The 19,883-nt window shown below is 39.4% G+C and carries 18 protein-coding genes; 14 read left to right on the forward strand and 4 right to left on the reverse strand.

Annotated elements, in window-relative coordinates:
- Positions 1-230: 230 nt before the first annotated feature.
- The 5 genes from RIB54_RS03395 to RIB54_RS03415 all read left to right on the forward strand — a co-directional run bounded on the left by RIB54_RS03395 (position 231) and on the right by RIB54_RS03415 (position 7,280).
- Complete coding sequence (locus tag RIB54_RS03395) at positions 231-863, forward strand: DUF3592 domain-containing protein (protein ID WP_350099279.1); 633 nt, start codon at positions 231-233, stop codon at positions 861-863.
- 47 nt (positions 864-910) lie between these two features.
- The gene (locus RIB54_RS03400; protein WP_350099280.1) at positions 911-1,477 is read left to right on the forward strand and encodes a hypothetical protein; all 567 of its coding nucleotides are present in this window, start codon (positions 911-913) and stop codon (positions 1,475-1,477) included.
- Between the two features lie 110 nt (positions 1,478-1,587).
- Positions 1,588-2,619 carry a glycoside hydrolase family 43 protein gene (locus RIB54_RS03405; protein ID WP_350099281.1) on the forward strand — a complete coding sequence of 344 codons (1,032 nt, stop codon included), beginning with the start codon at positions 1,588-1,590 and terminating at the stop codon, positions 2,617-2,619.
- A 41-nt stretch (positions 2,620-2,660) separates the two neighbouring features.
- Positions 2,661-4,964 (forward strand): GH92 family glycosyl hydrolase, encoded by a 2,304-nt coding sequence (locus tag RIB54_RS03410; protein ID WP_350099282.1) that lies wholly within the window; start codon positions 2,661-2,663, stop codon positions 4,962-4,964.
- 12 nt (positions 4,965-4,976) lie between these two features.
- The gene (locus tag RIB54_RS03415) at positions 4,977-7,280 is read left to right on the forward strand and encodes a GH92 family glycosyl hydrolase (protein WP_350099283.1); all 2,304 of its coding nucleotides are present in this window, start codon (positions 4,977-4,979) and stop codon (positions 7,278-7,280) included.
- Positions 7,281-7,309: 29 nt separating this feature from the next.
- Here the strand turns inward: RIB54_RS03415 and RIB54_RS03420 are convergent, their stop codons facing one another.
- Positions 7,310-7,681: a DUF4260 domain-containing protein gene (locus tag RIB54_RS03420; protein WP_350099284.1), complete on the reverse strand. Its 372-nt coding sequence runs from the start codon at positions 7,679-7,681 to the stop codon at positions 7,310-7,312.
- A gap of 145 nt (positions 7,682-7,826) precedes the next feature.
- Between RIB54_RS03420 and RIB54_RS03425 the strand changes: the two genes are divergently transcribed.
- Entirely contained in the window at positions 7,827-8,087 is a 261-nt protein-coding gene (locus RIB54_RS03425; RefSeq protein WP_350099285.1) for a hypothetical protein, read from the forward strand.
- 115 nt (positions 8,088-8,202) lie between these two features.
- The gene (locus RIB54_RS03430; RefSeq protein ID WP_350099286.1) at positions 8,203-9,015 is read left to right on the forward strand and encodes a DNA/RNA non-specific endonuclease; all 813 of its coding nucleotides are present in this window, start codon (positions 8,203-8,205) and stop codon (positions 9,013-9,015) included.
- 89 nt (positions 9,016-9,104) lie between these two features.
- Here RIB54_RS03430 and RIB54_RS03435 read toward each other — a convergent pair whose 3' ends face one another.
- Positions 9,105-10,451 (reverse strand): PDZ domain-containing protein, encoded by a 1,347-nt coding sequence (locus RIB54_RS03435; RefSeq protein WP_350099287.1) that lies wholly within the window; start codon positions 10,449-10,451, stop codon positions 9,105-9,107.
- 118 nt (positions 10,452-10,569) lie between these two features.
- Between RIB54_RS03435 and RIB54_RS03440 the strand changes: the two genes are divergently transcribed.
- The gene (locus tag RIB54_RS03440) at positions 10,570-11,304 is read left to right on the forward strand and encodes a LytR/AlgR family response regulator transcription factor (protein ID WP_350099288.1); all 735 of its coding nucleotides are present in this window, start codon (positions 10,570-10,572) and stop codon (positions 11,302-11,304) included.
- 77 nt (positions 11,305-11,381) lie between these two features.
- On the opposite strand, the gene RIB54_RS03445 is transcribed toward RIB54_RS03440, so the two are convergent.
- Entirely contained in the window at positions 11,382-11,810 is a 429-nt protein-coding gene (locus RIB54_RS03445; RefSeq protein WP_350099289.1) for a YybH family protein, read from the reverse strand.
- 154 nt (positions 11,811-11,964) lie between these two features.
- Between RIB54_RS03445 and RIB54_RS03450 the strand changes: the two genes are divergently transcribed.
- Complete coding sequence (locus RIB54_RS03450) at positions 11,965-13,365, forward strand: cytochrome P450 (protein ID WP_350099290.1); 1,401 nt, start codon at positions 11,965-11,967, stop codon at positions 13,363-13,365.
- A 171-nt stretch (positions 13,366-13,536) separates the two neighbouring features.
- On the opposite strand, the gene RIB54_RS03455 is transcribed toward RIB54_RS03450, so the two are convergent.
- Positions 13,537-15,930 carry an ABC transporter permease gene (locus tag RIB54_RS03455; protein ID WP_350099291.1) on the reverse strand — a complete coding sequence of 798 codons (2,394 nt, stop codon included), beginning with the start codon at positions 15,928-15,930 and terminating at the stop codon, positions 13,537-13,539.
- A 292-nt stretch (positions 15,931-16,222) separates the two neighbouring features.
- Here RIB54_RS03455 and RIB54_RS03460 point away from each other — a divergent pair, with 292 nt between their 5' ends.
- From RIB54_RS03460 to RIB54_RS03480, 5 genes are all read left to right on the forward strand, one after another.
- On the forward strand, positions 16,223-17,128 hold the full coding sequence (locus RIB54_RS03460) for an NAD(P)/FAD-dependent oxidoreductase (protein ID WP_350099292.1): 906 nt from the start codon (positions 16,223-16,225) through the stop codon (positions 17,126-17,128).
- 371 nt (positions 17,129-17,499) lie between these two features.
- Positions 17,500-18,393, forward strand: a complete 894-nt coding sequence (locus tag RIB54_RS03465; RefSeq protein WP_350099293.1) for a hypothetical protein — start codon at positions 17,500-17,502, stop codon at positions 18,391-18,393.
- Positions 18,394-18,602: 209 nt separating this feature from the next.
- The gene (locus RIB54_RS03470) at positions 18,603-18,935 is read left to right on the forward strand and encodes a metalloregulator ArsR/SmtB family transcription factor (protein WP_350099294.1); all 333 of its coding nucleotides are present in this window, start codon (positions 18,603-18,605) and stop codon (positions 18,933-18,935) included.
- Entirely contained in the window at positions 18,928-19,380 is a 453-nt protein-coding gene (locus RIB54_RS03475; RefSeq protein WP_350099295.1) for an SRPBCC domain-containing protein, read from the forward strand. The genes RIB54_RS03470 and RIB54_RS03475 overlap by 8 nt, the downstream gene beginning before the upstream one ends.
- The gene (locus RIB54_RS03480) at positions 19,377-19,877 is read left to right on the forward strand and encodes an SRPBCC family protein (protein WP_350099297.1); all 501 of its coding nucleotides are present in this window, start codon (positions 19,377-19,379) and stop codon (positions 19,875-19,877) included. Before RIB54_RS03475 ends, RIB54_RS03480 begins: the two co-directional genes overlap by 4 nt.
- Positions 19,878-19,883 lie beyond the last annotated feature (6 nt).

Here is a 19,883-nt window from a genome sequence, read left to right on the forward strand (position 1 = left end):
ATCGCACCTACTTTGATTAGTATGTATTGTAATTATCTCTCATTGCATCTGATTTAGCAATACCGTTATCTCTTTAATGCCGAAGTATCTGCTAACGGTTATTAGGGTTCAGGATGCATAGCTTCTCTGCTTTTAGAGCTTTCTAATTCATTAAATCCAATTAGGCTTTATAACTTCCACCTATTATATTGATGTTTTATGATCATATGAAACACTAAATCAATATAATCATGACACTCACCCAAGAGCAAAAAAAACATCTTGAGACACTGTTGATAGCTGGTGAAGAGCTGGAGGCCGTTCGTTATCTACAAGATACATTGGGACTTTCTGCCGAAGAAGCCCTCCAACTCACGGAAAAGTTGGACAAAACTGTTGAGCAATCACCTGCCGCTACCATGTTCAAAACCATGAAACATGGCTCAAAACACATGATGAAAGATTCCAAAGTAGGTAAGTGGGTTGGTGGTATATTCATGTTTTTCGGACTGGTAATGTTGGGGGTGTGCACTTATATTTTTTACACCAATTATACCTTTGCCCAAAATGCTGTTATAGTAAAAGGGGAAGTAACTGGTTTTGATACCCATTATAGTTCAGATGACGATGGTGGTTCCACATTGATGTATAGCAGTATTTTTAAATATGAATATCAGGGTCAGGAATATGAACACACCAGCGATGTGAGCTCATCAAGTCCTGATTATGATGAAGGTGATGAAGTTGAAATATTAATCGACCCAAATAAACCCTCAAAAGCATTGGTCAATGAATTCTGGGACCGCTGGTTTGTCATTGTTATCTTAGGATTTATGGGAACGATGTTTACAGGCTTAGGGTATATGGCCTTTAGGTTGTTTTAACTTGAAGGAAAATTGTAATTTAAGCCCATAAAAAAAGTGCCTGAACAATGAGAAAAAAGATAATGATAAGTCTGGCCGTTATTTTGATACTGGCCATAGCAGGTGGTTTCTATTTTTACAAAAAGGAAGTGCCTAAAATGGCGGCCAAAGCAATTGTAAAGGGCGAATACTCCCCTTTGGTGCCAAAAAAAATACAAACTAAGGTAAATGCAGCCAGGCAGGAAGTAAATGAAAAGGTGGAAAAAACGCTTATAGTGTCAATGTCCAATGACATTACAATCGAACAACTTTTTGCGGCTATAGATCAGGTTGAAAAACAGGAGGTTGAAAAAGTATATGACTTAATAAAAGAAAAGAATATTACTGACCCTCAGGAAGCCTTTAAAGTGGCTTATGACAATATTAAGATCGAAGCTTTCGATCCGCTTGTTCTAAAACCTGCTTATGACGATATCATAAAAAAACATCATGTGCTCATGGGATTAAATTTGATTGAGAAATACAATCTCTTTGAAACATTGGATGTAGCTATGGCTCGAAGTATAGCGAAGCAAATTTTACTTCAAAAAAAGGAGGAAATTGAAAGTCGAACTGATGCACTTAATTTTAAGTGAGTTTTTATCTAACCTTTTGAAGGTTGCCTAATCCCCGCCCATAAAATTACTCTCATAATTCACCTCCTTTTTAGTTAATATTATTCCGTATTAATATCTCCTATATCTTTATGAAGCATTTATCTCTTCCATTATTGCTATCAGTTTTTATTATCAGTTGCTCAACTGACCCTAAAGAAAAAACGGCTGAAACACCAACTTCAGGAAACCCATTATTTGAAGGTTGGTATGCTGATCCAGAAGGGGCTGTATTGGACAATCAGTATTGGATCTTCCCAACTTATTCATCCGAATATAAACAGCAGGTATTTTTTGATGCCTTTTCCTCTCCTGACTTGGTATCTTGGAAAAAGCACGAGCATGTACTGGACACATCCATTATTAAATGGGCTCGACAGGCCATGTGGGCACCATCTATTATCGCAAAAGATTCTTCTTACTACCTATTCTTTTCAGCCAATGACGTGCAGCAACCTGGCGGCCCTTACTGGGATGAAAAAGATACAATCAACCACTATGGAGGTATAGGCATCGCACAGGCCTCATCTCCCTCTGGGCCATATAATGACTACTTAGGCAAACCTTTGATATCAGTATTTCAGAATGGAGCTCAACCTATAGATCAGTTTGTATTTAAAGATGTTGATGGCACCTATTACATTTTCTATGGTGGTTGGAAACACTGCAATATGGGCATACTAAATGATGACTTTACTGGATTTACCCCTTGGGAAGATGGCTCATTGTTCAAAGAGATAACGCCAGAAGGATATGTTGAAGGTCCTTTCATGTTTATTAGAAACGAAAAATACTACCTCATGTGGTCGGAAGGTGGCTGGACCAATGGCAGCTATAAAGTGGCCTATGCCATGGCTGATAAAGTCACCGGCCCATTTGAGCGAATAGGCACCATTCTGGAAAGTGATACCACCATTGCCACAGGAGCAGGGCATCATTCTATCATCAACACTCCCAATACCGATACCTGGTACATTGTGTATCATAGAAGGCCTATTCCGAATGAAGGCCGTGACCACAGAGTGACTTGCATCGATAGTCTGTATTTTAATCCTGATGGCACCATCAAGCCAGTGAAAATGACTTTTGAAGGTGTTGCTAAAAATGAATTCCAACAGAATTGACCTAACTTAACATTCAGTCATAAGAATATTTATTCAATCCCATGAAATACATCTTCTCGTTACTTTCCGTTGCAGTCCTATTTGGATCCTGCGCTAAAAATGACTTACAAACCGTACCCTCTGATTCCAGCATAGAACTGGTCGATTATGTGAACCCATTAATGGGTACCGATTCGGAAATCTTATTGTCCAATGGCAACACCTACCCTGCTATTGGTGTACCCTGGGGAATGAACATGTGGACGCCACAGACCGGAGTTATGGGTCACGGTTGGGCTTACACTTATGATGCAACAAAAATCAGAGGTTTCAAGCAAACTCATCAACCTTCTCCATGGATGAATGATTATGGTCAGTTTGCCATCATGCCGGTAACTGGGGGTATGAAGTTTAATCAGGATGATCGTGCCAGCTGGTTTTCACATAAAGCTGAGGTTTCTAAACCTCACTATTATAGCGTTTACCTTGCCGACCATGATGTAACCACTGAAATAACCCCAACAGAAAGAGCTGCTCAATTCCGATTTACATTCCCAAAGTCTGACAGTGCTTTTATTGTGGTAGATGCGTTCGATAGAGGTACTTACGTCAAGATTATTCCCGAAGAAAACAAAATTATTGGCTACACGGTAAGATATCACCGTGGCGAATACAAGAACTTCAAAAACTATTTTGTTATCCAATTTGATCAGCCATTTGATAATATCAATACCTGGAGTGGCAATGACCTGGCTAAAGGGCAAGCCGAAATGGAGGCCAATCATGCAGGAGCAATTGTTGGTTTCAAAACCACAAAAGGTCAGGTTATTAACGCTAAGGTGGCGTCATCCTTCATCAGTTTTGAACAGGCAGAATTCAACTTAACTAACGAGTTGGGGCAGGATGATTTTGAAACAACAAAACAAAAGGCTGCTGACCTGTGGAATGATAAACTTGGAAGAATAAAAGTTGAAGGTGGGTCAATTGATCAGATGCGTACATTCTACTCTTGTCTTTACAGAACGCTCTTCTTCCCAAATAAACTTTATGAGATTACTGAGTCAGGTGAAATTATGCACTGGAGCCCTTACACCGGAGAAATTTTACCTGGGTATATGTTTGGTGGCACTGGTTTCTGGGACACTTTCAGAGCACTCTATCCCTTTCTTAATTTAGTTTATCCGGGTATCAATAAAGAAATGCAGGAAGGCCTGATCAATGATTATAAAGAAGGTGGCTGGCTGCCTGAATGGTCTAGTCCCGGTTATGCCAATATCATGGTCGGGAACAATTCAGCGTCTGTAGTGGCTGAAGCTTATATCAAAGGATTGAGAGGCTATGACATTGAAACTCTTTATGAGGCATTGGTCCATGGTGCAAATAACGAAGGGCCTATGACAGCAGTTGGCAGAGCGGGAGTTAAATACTATAATGAATTGGGCTATGTTCCCTATGATGTAGAGATTAACGAAAATGCTGCCCGTACCCTTGAGTATGCTTATGATGATTTTTCTATCTATCAACTGGCAAAAGCTCTAAACAAGCCTCAGGAAGAAATTGATTTATATGCTAAGAGAAGTCAGAATTACAAAAACCTGTTCGATCCATCTTCAGGATTAATGCGTGGAAAAAACAAAGATGGTAGCTTTCAGTCACGATTTAATCCTTTCAAATGGGGTGATGCCTTTACCGAAGGTAATAGTTGGCATTATAGCTGGTCTGTATTTCATGATGTTCAAGGCCTGATTGATCTTATGGGTGGCGAAGATAATTTTGTAGCCAAACTGGATTCCGTTTTTGAGCTTCCCCCAATATTTGATGATAGCTACTATGGTGGTGTGATCCATGAGATTCGTGAGATGCAAATAGCCAACATGGGGCAATATGCTCATGGCAACCAACCTATTCAGCATATGATCTATCTCTATAACTATGCCGGGGCTCCCTGGAAAACCCAATACTGGGCGCGTGAAACGATGAACAGAATGTATCAGCCAACTCCTGATGGCTATTGCGGTGATGAAGATAATGGGCAGACCTCTGCATGGTACATCTTCTCTGCCCTAGGGTTCTACCCTGTATGTCCATCAGTTAATGAGTATGTGCTTGGCGCTCCTCTATTTGAGAAGGCAACAATACAATTGGAAAATGGAAACACCATTGAAATCACTGCGCCAAACAATAGTGATAACAATCGCTATGTCCAAAAATTAATGATCGATGGTCAGGAGTATTCCAAAAACTATCTGATTCATGAGGAACTGATGAATGGCGCAAAATTAGATTTTGAAATGACGAATACTCCAAACAAAACCAGAGGCACTAATAAAGAAAGCTTTCCTTATTCCTTCTCCAATCAAAAATAATAGGTCAACAATATGTTCAAGAAAATAATAGGTTTCAGTTTAATCAATTTATCAATCTGCATTTCTGGTTTCGCTCAGGATACATCATCGCAAAACCTGGTGAAATATGTAGACCCAATGATTGGCACTGCCCGAATGGGACATACCTACCCTGGTGCAACGGCTCCTTTCGGCATGGTACAGCTCAGTCCTGATACTGATACTATCCCTTATGCAGTTAATGGCAAGTATAACCCCGATGTTTATAAATATTGTGCAGGCTATCAATATGATGATCCAACCATAGTAGGGTTTAGTCATACGCATTTCAGCGGTACTGGCCACTCAGACCTTGGTGATTTTCTAGTAATGCCTACTACAGGAAAACTTCAAATGAATCCGGGTACGGCAGATAAGCCAAAAAGCGGTTTTCGCTCTGCCTATTCTCATGACAATGAAAAAGCCGAGGCAGGGTATTATAAAGTAAAACTGGATGACCACAACATCACTGCTGAATTGACTGCTACTACCCGAGTGGGCATGCATCAATATACATTCCCAGAATCAAAAGATGCTCATATCATTCTGGATCTGATGCATGGCATTTATAACTATGATGAGAAAAATACCTGGACTTTTGTTCGGGTTGAAAATGACACTTTAATTACTGGCTACAGGCAATCAAACGGCTGGGCACGAACAAGAACGGTATATTTTGCCATGGCTTTTAGTAAGCCCTTTAAATCCTATGGACTTCAAAGTAATGAGAAGCATGTTTATAAAGGTTTTTGGAGACGTTTTGATCAGGAAAACAACTTCCCCGAGGCTGCCAATGAGAAAATAAGAGCTCATTTTGATTTTGATACAGCAGAGGAAGAAAAGATCAAAATTAAGTTCTCGTTGTCTTCAGTAAGTACCGAAGGCGCTCTAAAGAACATGTATGCTGAAACTCCAAATTGGGATTTTGAAGCAGTGAAAAAACAAACACAAAACCAATGGAATAAAGAGCTGAGCAAAGCGATTGTTGATGCAGGCAGTGAGGGTGAAATGACGAACTTCTATACTGCGATGTACCACTCCTTTTTAGGACCTACCGTTTACATGGATGTTGATGGTCAATACAAAGGTTTGGATCAGAACATTCATAAAGCTGATGGTTTCACCAATTATACCAGCTTTTCGCTGTGGGATACTTACCGGGCACTACACCCGCTTTTCAATATTTTTCAGCCCAAGCGGAATCAGGAGATGATTGAGTCCATGCTTGCTCATTATGACCAAAGTGTGCATAAAATGCTGCCCATCTGGTCACACTATGCCAACGAAAACTGGTGCATGATCGGGTATCACAGTGTTCCTGTTATTGCTGATGCTGTGATAAAAGGCAATGCTGATTTTGATGTGAAAAGAGCACTGGATGCATGTGTACAAACTGCCAACACCAGGTACTTCGATGGTTTGGGGTATTATATTGACAAAGGCTATGTACCAGAAGACAAAAGTGGCGCTTCGGTTTCTAAAACACTGGAGTTCGCCTACGATGACTGGTGTATTGCTCAAATGGCGAAAAAACTTGGTGAAGAGGGTATTTATAACACTTTCATAAAGCGATCAGAACATTACAAAAATGTTTATGATGCCAAAACGGGCTTTATGCGTCCTAAGCTAGATGATGGCTCATGGAAGGCGGATTTTGATCCATTGAATACGCACGGACAAGGGTTTATTGAAGGCAACTCATGGAACTACAGTCTGTATGTGCCTCATGATCCTGCCACCATGATTGACATGATGGGTGGAAAAAGCCAATTTACTCAGCACCTTGATTCTCTGTTCTCCATGGAGCTGCCAGACAAGTATTTTGCTGATACAGAAGACATCTCCAGAGACGGTATTATAGGTAACTATGTTCATGGCAATGAGCCATCACACCATGTAGTGTATTTGTACAACTGGACGGATGCACCATGGAAATCTCAGGACAAAGTGAGGATGATTTTGAAAGCAATGTACAAACCTGCTTCTAACGGACTAGGAGGAAATGACGATTTTGGTCAAATGAGTGCTTGGTATTTGTTCAGCGCTATGGGCTTCTATCCTGTGGCTCCAGGCTCTGATAAATACTACTTCGGTAGCCCAGCTATAAAAAGTGCGTCTTTACGTTTAGAAAATGGAAAGACCTTTGAAATTGAAGCGAAAGGCCAAAGTGATAAAAATGTTTTTGTAAAGAAAATAGAACTCAATGGCAAAGAGCTGAACAGCAGATACATTACTCACGATCAGTTTATGAATGGAGGTAAGCTAACTTACTATATGAGTAACAAGCCTTCTAAATAGATTGAAAGTCTTCAAGTACAAGAATGTGCCTATCCATTCTTATGCTTGCTCTTCCCAATCCACCCCAGATGGGTGTGATCAAAACTGTCGAAATACTTAAGGCCATAGCCCAGTACCCTGTCAAAAAAGGAGTGAGCCATAAAGACAATTCCGCACATGAGTACTATATCATTTTTTAACAGGTACCCAGTGATGATTACCAGAGCCATTACGCCTCTGTGATGCATAAAATTATACGCCACAGTGGCTACTCTCTTATTAATTACGATGGCAATAAACGCTAAATCTGGCACGAAGAACAGCGCCAAAAACCATCCCCACCCCAAGTCCAATTGTGTGAAATAATATCCTGTTGATAGCAGAAGCAAACCAACCTCCTCAAGCTTAAGTGTATTTTTCATTTTAATAAATCGGTATATTTCTACTAAAAATATCAGTTTCTGATGGCATTTTTTTGCCCATTTTTCGTTTAAGAATATATACCTGAACAAAAACCTGTCTAAGGTCTTTGCTCTATTTATAATTTTCACACTTAAATTGATAAATATGGGCTTCTTAAAAGATAATGTAATTCCCGGTAACCATGGTAAAGTTTTCGGAACTAATGCTAAAAAAGATGAAGATTTAGCGTACATAAAGTCATCAATATTAAAAATCAAAGGGGTAGAAGATGTGGTTATTGACCGGAGTATTTTCCCCATAGAATTCACTGTTTACACATCAGCCCTGGTAAAAGTAGATGATGTGGAAAAAGTGGTTCAAAAGAGCGGTTTTCATGCCATTCCGCAGGAGCTGTTTTCATTATAAAACCGCTATTCAGCGAAAGAAGAGTTGATTTAACCGATTTATAACATTGGGTACTTAAACTCATGACAGAAGGGTTGTATATTACAATACAATTAAAACCTGATGCTATAATCTTATGAAATCACTCTACACTTTCTTCTTTTTATTATCCGCACATCTGGCAGTAAGCCAGTCTAGGCAGGAGATTCATTGCAAACATTTTTTCTACGGCTATCCATATGGCACTCCGGCAACCAATGACCTGATTATTAGGGATATTTATGCGCTTTCAAATAATGACGACACAAAATTTGCCGATTGGGTGGCATACCGACTATCCATGCATGAAGTTGATGGCGACTTAACCGTTGAAAGAAACTGGAAAGCCGATCCATGGCTTGCTGAAGAAGAAACGCTGGAGCCAAGCCCAAGTTCTCATGATGATTATAAAGATGCATCTCGTGATTTAGACTCAGACCGGGGCCATCAGGCGCCTTTGGCCTCGTTTAAAGGATCAAGACATGCTTCGCATACTAACTTCCTAAGTAATATTACTCCTCAGAAGGCTGACCTTAACCAAGGTCCTTGGCAGCTTTTAGAAGCCAGAGTTAGAGAGCTGGTAAAAGCCACAGGTGAAGTATATGTGATGACAGGTCCGGTCTATCAAAGAACCATGCCTCCTCTTCCGAATGCCGATGAAACTCACAAAGTGCCCAGTGGTTACTGGAAAATTATTTGTATTCAGGAAGGCAGCAATATTAGTGCTGCGGCCTTTTTCTTTGATCAGGATACACCCAGAAGTGATAAGATAAAGGACCACAAAAAGACCATTGATGAAATAGAGCAGCTAACAGGCCTGGATTTTTTATGGGAGTTGCCGGATAATCAGGAAGATCACATTGAGAGCAGTTTAAACAATGCTTTTATTAATATGTATTTTGGGGATTAGAGAGTCATCCCGGAAATTTTATTCCAAAATTCCCTTCATGGAATAAAATTTCCGGGATCCTTATAAAGTGTTTCGCTTAATGAAATGCCTTAGTTATTCAGCGTTACCGATTCCATCCCCACCATCTCCCTTGCCCAATTAACCACCAACTCCAGTATTTTCGGATCCCATTGGCCGGGCTTTCCGAAATAAGAATTCTCTGGTGATTCATGGATAGTATTCCAATGATCGAGGCCGGGATAACGAACAAGCTTGTGATCTTTATGACCTACTTTATCCAAAACATCAATGATCATGGTATTGTCAACATCAGACATGATCCAGTCATTTTCACCTCTCAGTATTCTTACAGGCACTTTGATATTCTGCCAGGCGCTGGCCAGATCAAAGTCCTGCAACTGCTGATAATAACTCAGTGGCCTTCCATACATATGATTCATGGGGTGATAAACTTCCTTTGCAATTGCTGGATAGTCATTAATAATCTCCTCATAGCTTCTTTTTTTAATTAACATCTCATAATAAAGCGGTATAAACACCTCATTCATTTTCCTGGCCACTGTTGCCTCATCATCACCTTCCATCTGCCTTAACCTTCGTTCTATTTCCAGCATATGTTCAAACCAAGTCTTGAAAAACACCCCATCAGAAATAACCCCAGCCAGATTAAACTCATTTACTAAAACCGGAGCCAAAGCACTGCCCATGCTTGCTCCATAAATCACAATCTTGGTGGTATCAACATATTCCTTACCCTTCAATGCTCGCAAAGCTGCTCTATAGCCTTCCAGTTCAGTAATAAAATCAGTAGAAGCACAGTCACCTTCACTGTCCCCTACGCCTGGTTTTTCTACCCGCATCATTACCATTCCTGATTCTTCTACCAGCCCATTGATCATTTTGGGGTAGTTTCCCTGTCGGCCCTCATAATTTTCTATTGATGAACAGCTCAAACCCTGAACCATAAATATGGCCGGGTACTTGTCCCCCTTCTTCGTGGGGATTGTGATGATAGTTCTTTGAGCAATATCATAGTCACTGGTCACGACCTCATACCGAATATCCAAATCAGTATGTTTCTCCTTTCCGACTTCATTTAGTTGCACAGTTTTTTCAAACACCTCACTATCTCTTCTCACTAGCAGCTTAGTATCTTGCTTTGCTCTTATACCATAATAAATACTTGTCCATGACTCACCTGAATCGGCTATAATGCCATTCACTTTTAAAATAACATCGCCAGCCTGAAGCCCGGCTTTCTGCAGTGGACTGTTTGCTTCTATTGACTGAATAGTAGCGCCAGGCTTACCTGAAGGATAACTAATACTAGCCTGCCAGGTTGCCCTTCTAGGCAGCTCCTGAGCATATACATTAAATAAGACGCCTAGCTGGAACAGATAGGTAAAAATTGTAATATGGGTGAATTTTTGTCGCATGTCGAGTTTAAGTTTTAGCCAATTATAGTGGCTAGAATTGAATAAAAACTGGTATTTATGCCATCGACATCTATATTTATGCGTATGACAGGTATTATTCTACATCCATTTTAAACACATGTCTCAAAAACCCTCCGCAAAAAATATCGGCATCATTTATCATGTTATTTTCTGGATTGCCTACTATGTGCTTTTCAGTTTTGTTTGGGCGAAGGATGGCAGATACTATGAGTCTTTTGGGTTAGAATTCATTTTGATGCCCATCATAATATCTGCATCATACCTTTCTATGCACTACCTGATGCCCCGGTACCTTTTGAAAGAAAAACTGTTGAATTTTATTGGCTTATACCTACTTCTCATTCTGGGAGCGGGGCTGCTTCAAAGGATATTCATTTACTATTACTATGATCTTATTTTTAGTGAAATCACTACTGAGCTTTTCTCTGCCTGGGATACAATCAGAGCCATAATTTTGGTCAATTCAACAGTCTTGTTTCTTTCCGCTTTGAAGATGTACGATTATTGGAAAATTGAAAAGGCCTCTAATCAAATGGAAGAACAAAGCCTTGTTGAAATAAGAGCTGACAAGCGAACGTACAGAGTTCCGGTAGATAGCATTACCTATGTAGAGGGACTCGGCAATTATGTGACCTATTACTTCACTGACCGGAAGCCATTGATAAGCTACAGCTCGCTGAAAGACATAGAAGAAAACCTGTCAAAGGATTTTACACGCATACATAAGTCTTTTGTGATCAACCGGAAGCATATTGATTCCTATACGAATGAGAATGTGCAAATCAACGACAGAATTATACCTATTGGAAAGTCTATGAGCCTTGAGCTTTAGGAGCTGTTTTAAAATATTAAAAAGCTTCCTATTCATATCCAGTTCTGTCTAAGGCGTGGTTCCAACAACGATGCTACTCAATCATTAATATCATTCCAGGCATCTGCATAGATTTTCCACTCTCCTTCAACCTTTTTCCAAACAATCAAATATTTACCCTTCCACTCCACTACAGAGCCATCTTTTCTTTGGGTTTTACCATTATAGTAACCAAGATCATATGCAATATTATTTACTATGGTAATTTCTGTTGGGTTTACCTTATGGAGCAATATTTTTATTCCCTCTGGCAGTGTCCATCTTTTTTTAATTGCAGCATAACCTACTATAATATCTGCTCCAGGAGGAAGAATTTTAGCATCAGGAGTATAAGCACGAGCAATTGCCTCGTAATCAGCATTCATATAGCTGCTAGAAAACTTCTTGATGTTTTTCAAAATGCTTTCTATCTCTTGCTTGTCACCAACAAATGTCTGTGCTCTACCATTAAATGAATTAGCCAGCATTAGAATAATTAAGACAATGTATATTTTGTTTTTATGTTTCATCTATTGTTATACCCAATTCAAAAAATTTTGTTCGCCTCTAATTTCATTTTCCAGCTTGCAAAACAAAATGTATCTAACCATACTTATCTTTTCAAGTCCTTATATTTACCCTATGACTAAAACCATCAATTTCAAAGACCTTCCTGCCCCAAAAGGGAAACCAATATTTGGCAATCTCAAAGAATTTGCCGCTAACGAAAAGCATACCGTGCTTGAAAAGTGGGTGAATGAAGTTGGATCTGTATTGAGAATTAGTCTGGCAGGGAAAAAGTTTATGGTATCAGGTAATGCTGACCTAAATAATGAAATCCTAAAAAGTCGCCCCGATAAGTTTCGAAGGTTTTATAAGATCAATGAGATCCTGGAAGAAGTGGGCATTATTGGCGTTTTCAATGCTGAAGGTGATCAATGGAAGCATCACAGAAAGCTTACCTCAGAGGCGCTTAACTTAAAAAATGTTCAGGGTTTTCTGCCTACACTGCATAAAGTAACTGAGCGATTGATGCAGCGATGGGCGAATAAGAATGGAGAAATAGTAGATATCCAAAAAGAGATGATGCGTTACACGGTGGACATCACCACCAATATCGCCTTTGGCTATGACATCAACACATTGGAAAAAGATGGGGACGTAATCCAGAATCATCTGGAAAAAATCTTTCCGATGATCAACAAAAGGATCACCAGCCCTATACCCTTGTGGCGTTTGATCAAGTCAAAGGATGATAAGGAATTTGAAAATGCATTAGTTGAAATTGAAGCCTTTGTGCAGCGATTTATTGATGAAGCTAAAGAGCGTCCTACCAACCATCCGGAGCTTAAGCAAAACCCCACCAACTTTCTTGAAGCGCTTTTAGTAGAACAAGAAAAAGAAGGCGGATTGTCAGATAAGGAAGTATTTGGCAATGTTTTTACCATTCTCCTTGCAGGTGAAGATACCACTTCCAATTCCATTTCATGGATAATCTACTACTTGTGCCAAAATGAAAAGGTTGTAGAAAAGCTTAGAAAAGAAATTCAGGAAGTGCTTGGTGAAGATTCTCTTCCTTCTACTAATGAACAATTGACGGCTTTAAAATATACCGAAGCCGTTGCCATGGAAGTAATGAGGTTGAAACCCGTAACCCCGAACCTGTATTTGCAGGCGTTGGAAGATGTGACCATCCAAAACTATGAGATCAAAAAAGGCATGACCGTGATGATGCAAAACAAAGTGCCACAAACTCATAATGAGCATTTTTCAGAGCCGGATGCCTTTATTCCTGATCGCTGGATTCCCAATGGCTGTCCACATTTACAGAACCATAGTCCCCAAACCATCAAAGTATTTGGTGCTGGCCCGCGGTTTTGTCCGGGTCGTAATCTGGCATTTCACGAAATGAAGATGGCTATTGCCATGCTTCTCAAAAACTTCGATTTCACCTTAGAAGTTGATCCTAAAGATGTAAAAGAGGTATTCGCCTTTACAATGTATCCGGACAACCTAAAGGTGAGCATAAAAAAGAGAGACTGAAAATTAATTGCATTGAAAGAGTTCTCTGTGCCCCTCTGTGATCTCAGCGGTTTTTAGTTAACCACGGGGATCACAGAGTAAGCCACAGAGAAATTGAATGTCACAAGAATAACATCGACTTCATTATTTACTTACCAACTTTTAAGTCAAGTTTTTTTTAGTTTTAAAATCTTATTCCGATCTCAATGAATTGACTGGATTAGCCACCGAAGCAGCTATCGATTGGTAACTTACAGTAAGCAAACCGATGCCAATAGCCAGCGCTCCCGCTAGGAAGAACACCACAATTGAAGAAATAGACAATAAATCAATTTTATACTGAAAGTCACTCATCCACTCTGTTACTGCAAGGTATGATATTGGGAAGGCCAAAACAGTAGCAATTATGATAAGCACCACAAACTCCTTTGACAGCAACATAACGGCCTGCTGCACGCTCGACCCCAATACTTTTCTAATTCCAATTTCCTTTTTACGTTGCTCTGCCACATAAGCTGAAAGGCCAAATAGACCCAGGCAGGCAATTAAAATGGCCAACCAGGTAAAGCCCATAACAAGACTTGAGAAACGATCATCTGCCTCAAACATCTGGGCAAATTCCTGATCGAAAAATTCATATTCAAATGGATAATCTGGGTACATCTCTGCCCAAACGGATTCAATATAACTTACCGTTTCATTGACATTACCTTTGATTTTCACAGAAAGGTTTCCGTTGGCATTTGGATTATAAAACATTACCAACGGCTCAATAGCATGACGCATAGAAGCAAAATGAAAGTCCTTCACCACCCCAATAATGGTGCGCTCCTGATCATTGCCCATGGTCAATTTTTTACCAATGCCACTCTCCCAGCCTACCTGTTTAATGAAAGCTTCATTGACTATTATTCCTTCCTGCTGATCAGTACCATATTCTGGTGAATAATTCCTTCCTTCTGATACCTCAATACCCATAGCATCCAGAAAATGCTCGTCAAAGGATAAAGCACTTACAATCCAGTTCTCCTCATCTTCAGGGCGGCCTTCCGGGGTCACCCCTGTCCTGCCAAAAGTTCTGCCAGGCATGTTAGAGGTCACGGCTGCATTTGAAATGTTATCATACTGCAACAGTCGATCGCGTAGAGTAACCATTTTTTCACGCAATGTCTGATCATTCATACTCATGGTCAGCACTTGTTCCTGAGAAAAGCCCAAGTTTTTATTCTTAAGAAAATCGAGCTGCCTGTTTACAAGAAGTGTGGCTATAATCAATGTGATAGAAGCCACAAACTGGCTTACTACCAATATCTTTCTCAACCAAACACCGCTCTTGCTGGTTTGGAACTGCCCTCTGAGAATAGTTGTTGAATTAAATTTTGAAAGTACAAATGCCGGATATAAACCTGCCAACAAACCAATTACTATAGTTATACCAAATAGTTCAGCCAGAATTAAAGGATGGTTAATAAGGTAAGTAAATACATTTCCATCAACACCTAAGGGCACATAAATGGAAATAATGCCAATCAGGGCCAGCGATATAATAAAGGATAAAATACAAATGAGCACTGATTCACTTAAATGCTGTGTAACCAGCGATCCCTTGAGCGCCCCCATCGCCTTTCTAACTCCCACTTCTTTGGCCCTGGATGATGATTTTGCGGTAGACAAATTCATAAAGTTGAAGGCAGCTATGAGAATGACAAACAGTGCTATGGCTGAAAGTGAGTAGACATAAATGATATCTCCTTTATTGGCATTATTACCATCAAACAGGATATTGGCTGACAAAAGGTGCGTGTCCTTCAAAGGCTGAAGTTTTGTGATCCAAAAGTCCGGCACCTCATTGCTATGGGCCAGATCATTCATTTGGGCTTCTACAGAGTTGGCATTTTCGGTATCATTAAGTTTCACATAACCAACCATTCCCAATCCTTGCCACGAATCTAAATACTGCGCAAAATTCGAGTCTGCCTGAGTAAGGTACATGGACAAAATCAAATCCATCTCTAAATGTGTATTGAGATCGGTGTCTTTTAACACCCCAACTACTTCCCAGTCTTCATCGTCAATATTAAGCAGCTTGCCAAAAGGTTTTTCAGTCTTAAAAGTACGCTGGGCAAACTCTTCGGTTAGAAATAGCTTCCTTGGAGCATTAAACTTGGCTGTATCACTGCCTTCCACCATAGGGAAGTTAAACATGTGAAAAAATGACGGCTCAACATATTTGGCATTTTCGGCAAATACCACATCATCACCATTTTCCACGCGCTGTCTGCCTTGCCCTGAAATACGGGTTGAAAGCACCACATCCGCCAATTCACGTTCAGCAGCTTTTGGCATTATAGGGTTGGTAATGCCTACATTATTGCTGGAAACACCCAGTGCCTGATCTATAGTGGTGACACGATAAATCTTCTCATAGTCATTATGAAAAGTGTCATAACTGAGTTCATTTTGCACATAAACGAAAATCAGGGCAAAACAGGCCAGGCCTATAGAAAGGCCTATGACATTAATTAAGGTCGCAGATAAATTCTTGGTAAATCCGCGAAAAGCGATTTTGATGTAATTCTTGAGCATGTTGTTGTTGTTTTGAGATTGTTGACCTTTTTATAATCAAATCTATACGAAATGATTCTTACCTATGAATTTAACATGTTAAAGAATGTTAACAATGAAGATTTACACGAATGGGGGATATTATCATACAACTTGTACAAGAAAATGGGTGAACGCTTCACATTGTTATAGATATGTTAAACCCATCGATCTGATGAATAAAAATATTAAATGCAACATTGTTGCAATAAGCTATAGAGATGATATATTTGCATCAATGCAATAATGTTGCACTCACAAAACAATCCTGATAATGAAAGAGACTCATTTCGAAGTAATAATAATAGGTGGAAGTTATGCAGGACTCTCTGCAGCTATGGCACTTGGCCGATCGTTGCGTAAAGTGCTGATTATAGATAGTGGCATGCCTTGCAACAAACAAACACCTCACTCACACAACTTCATCACTCAGGACGGAGAAAAACCCACAGTTATTGCATTAAAAGCAAAGGAACAAGTGATGAAATATAACACCGTTCAATTTCTAAATGATCTGGCTATTAGTGGACAAAAGACGGATAATGGCTTTACCATTGCTACAAAAACAGGCAATCACCTCTCAGCGAAGAAACTAATATTCGCCACGGGTATTCGTGATATTATGCCTAACGTAAAAGGTTTTGCTGACTGCTGGGGAATTTCTGTTGTTCATTGCCCTTATTGCCATGGCTATGAAATTCGAAAGCAAAAGACCGGTATTATGGCAAATGGTGAAAAGGCATTGCATTATGCCGGATTGGTTAACAACCTCACAGATGATCTGACTATATTAACTTCAGGTAAAGCAGAATTTGACACTGAGCAATTTGCCAAACTGGAGAAGAATAAAATTTCTATAATTGAGAAAGAGGTTGCCGCAATAGAGCATGAAAATGGCTATATAAGCAAAGTGATTTTCAATGATGGCAGCGCAGAAAAATTTAATGCAATATATGCCGGTCTACCTTTTGAGCAGCACTCTCAAATTCCTGCCGATTTGGGTTGTGAAATTACTGAAGCCGGCTTTATTAAAGTAGATATGATGCAAAAAACTACCGTAGAAGGCGTTTATGCTTGTGGTGATAACAGTTCAGGTATGCGCTCTGTTGCTAATGCCGTAGCAGCTGGAAATGTTGCTGGCGCGGTAGTAAATAAAGAGTTGGTGGATGAAAAATTTTAGTCTTGGATCTGTTATCAGATTGCCGTCTAATGTCTGTGCCTCGCAGACCTAGAACAGTCCGTCATTCCGGTTTTCGAGGAACGAGAAAGACCGGAATCTGTATATTAAAGAAGATTCCTGACTCGCTGCGCTCTCAGGAAGGACGTTCTAATATAATCTGTCTGAAACCCTACAGTTTTACGTCACTGCGAGGACGCAGGACGCGGCAGTCTCCCTATACTTTCTAATCAAGACCTTACAATTAAACTATTTAAGTATTTTTATTACTTTTTAAAGGTAAATAGCGATATTTAATACAATGTACAGAAACTAAGTTGAGAGTCTTAAATCTAATTTTAACAGCTTAATGAAATTAAGTCAATTAATAAATCGTGATAGAAAGTTCAAATAAGCTTCAATTTCATTACTTATTCAAAGATGACAGTCATTCCATTGATGCGTCTTTGAGAAATGAATGTGAAAAAGAACTACTTCATTTATTTAAAGATGTAGCCGAAAGTTTAAGGCTGGATATTCGACTGGAAACTCTTCCTTCTCAGGAAGGAGGGTTTAAAGATGTTTGGAAATTTCTTGGAAAAAACTCTGTTCAAATTACCTTAATAATTAGTATTACTACGATTGTACTTTCTAGATTTCCTGCCGAAAACGAAGAGCTCACGAAACTTCAGATAGAAAATCTAAAGTTAGACAATGAATTAAAACGAAAAGAATTAGATAAATTAAACCTTGAATTTCTTCAAGAAGATAAAGATTTAGATGATGACAAATTAAAAGACTCAGTAGAACTAGTAAATACTAATTATAAAATCTCTTGGCGTAAATCAAATCTTTATAAAAAGTTGCAGAACTATCGTAAAGTAGAAGCAATTGAAATTCAAAGATTCAATAATGAAATTCCAATTAACCCTCCGAGGCACATTCCAAGAAAAGGCTTTCATAATTTTATTTTAAAGTCTGATGACCTACCTGATCTTATAATTACTAAAGCAGAAATAGACGTAATTTCACCTACAATTAAACCTGGCAAATTTAGATGGAAAGGTTTCTACAATACAGAAATAATAACTTTTGAAATGAATGACTTTGCTTTTAAAAATCAAGTTTTACATGGCGATATTCATTTTTCTAATACATTTTCCATTGAGGTCGAAATGACGCAAAAGAGAAAAATTGATCAGGATGGGAGCGTCAAGGTCACCAATACTTATGTTAATAGAGTCATTGCTACAATTGAATATGGAAAAAGAACTGAGTTTAACTATTAATGGCTCATCAATAATACAACATAACAAATATCCATATTTCATATTCTAATCTTCTGCAATTATTAAGCTGCATTAACAGTCCAAATATCTTCTTCAATAAGAATATTTGATTGAAAGTTTAATAAAAATTTACGTCCTTAATTTGCGTAGCTAAATAGCTACATATATATTTGTAGTCAAATGGCTACATAATAAAAACCATTAGCACAATGAAACTACGAAGAGACCCCTTCCAGGCTATAGCCGACCCTACACGCAGGGCAATACTTGTTCTGCTTACTGCGCAAACCATGTCGGCCGGGGCTATTGCCAGCAACTTTGATGTGGCGCGCCCTACCATCTCCAAGCACCTGACCGTGCTCAGCGAGTGCGACCTGATCCAGTCGAACCAGCAGGGTCGAGAGATTTTCTACGAACTAAAAGTAGACAACATGAAAAAGATAGATCAGTGGCTGGAGCAGTTTCGCAAGATTTGGGAGGATCGTTTCGATAACCTGGATAACTACTTAGCACAACTTCAAAACAAAAAAACCAATGGATAATACAGAAAACAGAACGATGAGAATTGAGCGCACCTTCAATGCGCCTATCGAGCTGGTCTGGACAGTCTGGACAGAGCCTGATCATATTAAAAACTGGTGGGGACCGACCGGATTTACCAACACCATCAAAACCATGGATGTAAAAGAAGGTGGAGAATGGCTATTTACGATGCACGGGCCAGATGGTACTGATTACGCCAACCGAAGCGTGTACAAAGAGATTATCCCGCACAAAAAAATAGTCTTTGAGCACTTTAATCCGCACTTCATTACCACTGTTCTTTTTGAAGCAGATGGTGACAAAACCCACATAAAATGGAGCGTAATGTTCGATTCTTCAGAAATTATGAAAGCCATAATAAAAGCACACAATGCTGCAGAAGGTTTGACACAGAACTGTGAGAAACTTGAAAAATACCTATCAACCAAAATATCATTATCATGAAACCAACCTTATTATTCGACTTTACTGTAGATAAAGAAAATAGCACGGTAAATGTAAAAAGAGAATTTGCCGCTGAGCATTCGTTAGTCTGGGATGCCTGGACAAAACCTGAAATGCTTGATAAATGGTGGGCACCAAAGCCTTATGTAACCAAAACCAAATCAATGAATTTCACAAATGGTGGCCGCTGGTTATATGCCATGGAAGGCCCTACAGGTGATAAACACTGGTGCCTTGCTGATTATTCGGAAATTGATACCAAAAACAGTTTCAAGCACTTAGACGCCTTTTGCGATCTTGAGGGCAATATCAGTGATGCCATGCCGCGTTCAGCCTGGAGCACAAAATTTACTAATCAGGGTGAGACTACGCTAGTGAATGTTTCCATTAAACATGATACGTTGGAAGATCTGGAAAAAATCATCGAAATGGGCTTTAAAGAAGGCTTTACCATGGCAATGGGCAACTTAGACGAACTATTTAGTAACTTAAAATAAACCATC

The organism is Fulvivirga sp. (genome assembly GCF_040218215.1).
Classification (GTDB): Bacteria; Bacteroidota; Bacteroidia; order Cytophagales; family Cyclobacteriaceae; genus Fulvivirga.

Coding starts and splice junctions, on each gene's coding strand:
- RIB54_RS03395 (WP_350099279.1), top strand. CDS start 231: ATGACACTCACCCAAGAGCAAAAAAAACATCTTGAGACACTGTTGATA.
- RIB54_RS03400 (WP_350099280.1), top strand. CDS start 911: ATGAGAAAAAAGATAATGATAAGTCTGGCCGTTATTTTGATACTGGCC.
- RIB54_RS03405 (WP_350099281.1), top strand. CDS start 1,588: ATGAAGCATTTATCTCTTCCATTATTGCTATCAGTTTTTATTATCAGT.
- RIB54_RS03410 (WP_350099282.1), top strand. CDS start 2,661: ATGAAATACATCTTCTCGTTACTTTCCGTTGCAGTCCTATTTGGATCC.
- RIB54_RS03415 (WP_350099283.1), top strand. CDS start 4,977: ATGTTCAAGAAAATAATAGGTTTCAGTTTAATCAATTTATCAATCTGC.
- RIB54_RS03420 (WP_350099284.1), bottom strand. CDS start 7,681: ATGAAAAATACACTTAAGCTTGAGGAGGTTGGTTTGCTTCTGCTATCA.
- RIB54_RS03425 (WP_350099285.1), top strand. CDS start 7,827: ATGGGCTTCTTAAAAGATAATGTAATTCCCGGTAACCATGGTAAAGTT.
- RIB54_RS03430 (WP_350099286.1), top strand. CDS start 8,203: ATGAAATCACTCTACACTTTCTTCTTTTTATTATCCGCACATCTGGCA.
- RIB54_RS03435 (WP_350099287.1), bottom strand. CDS start 10,451: ATGCGACAAAAATTCACCCATATTACAATTTTTACCTATCTGTTCCAG.
- RIB54_RS03440 (WP_350099288.1), top strand. CDS start 10,570: ATGTCTCAAAAACCCTCCGCAAAAAATATCGGCATCATTTATCATGTT.
- RIB54_RS03445 (WP_350099289.1), bottom strand. CDS start 11,810: ATGCTGGCTAATTCATTTAATGGTAGAGCACAGACATTTGTTGGTGAC.
- RIB54_RS03450 (WP_350099290.1), top strand. CDS start 11,965: ATGACTAAAACCATCAATTTCAAAGACCTTCCTGCCCCAAAAGGGAAA.
- RIB54_RS03455 (WP_350099291.1), bottom strand. CDS start 15,930: ATGCTCAAGAATTACATCAAAATCGCTTTTCGCGGATTTACCAAGAAT.
- RIB54_RS03460 (WP_350099292.1), top strand. CDS start 16,223: ATGAAAGAGACTCATTTCGAAGTAATAATAATAGGTGGAAGTTATGCA.
- RIB54_RS03470 (WP_350099294.1), top strand. CDS start 18,603: ATGAAACTACGAAGAGACCCCTTCCAGGCTATAGCCGACCCTACACGC.
- RIB54_RS03475 (WP_350099295.1), top strand. CDS start 18,928: ATGGATAATACAGAAAACAGAACGATGAGAATTGAGCGCACCTTCAAT.
- RIB54_RS03480 (WP_350099297.1), top strand. CDS start 19,377: ATGAAACCAACCTTATTATTCGACTTTACTGTAGATAAAGAAAATAGC.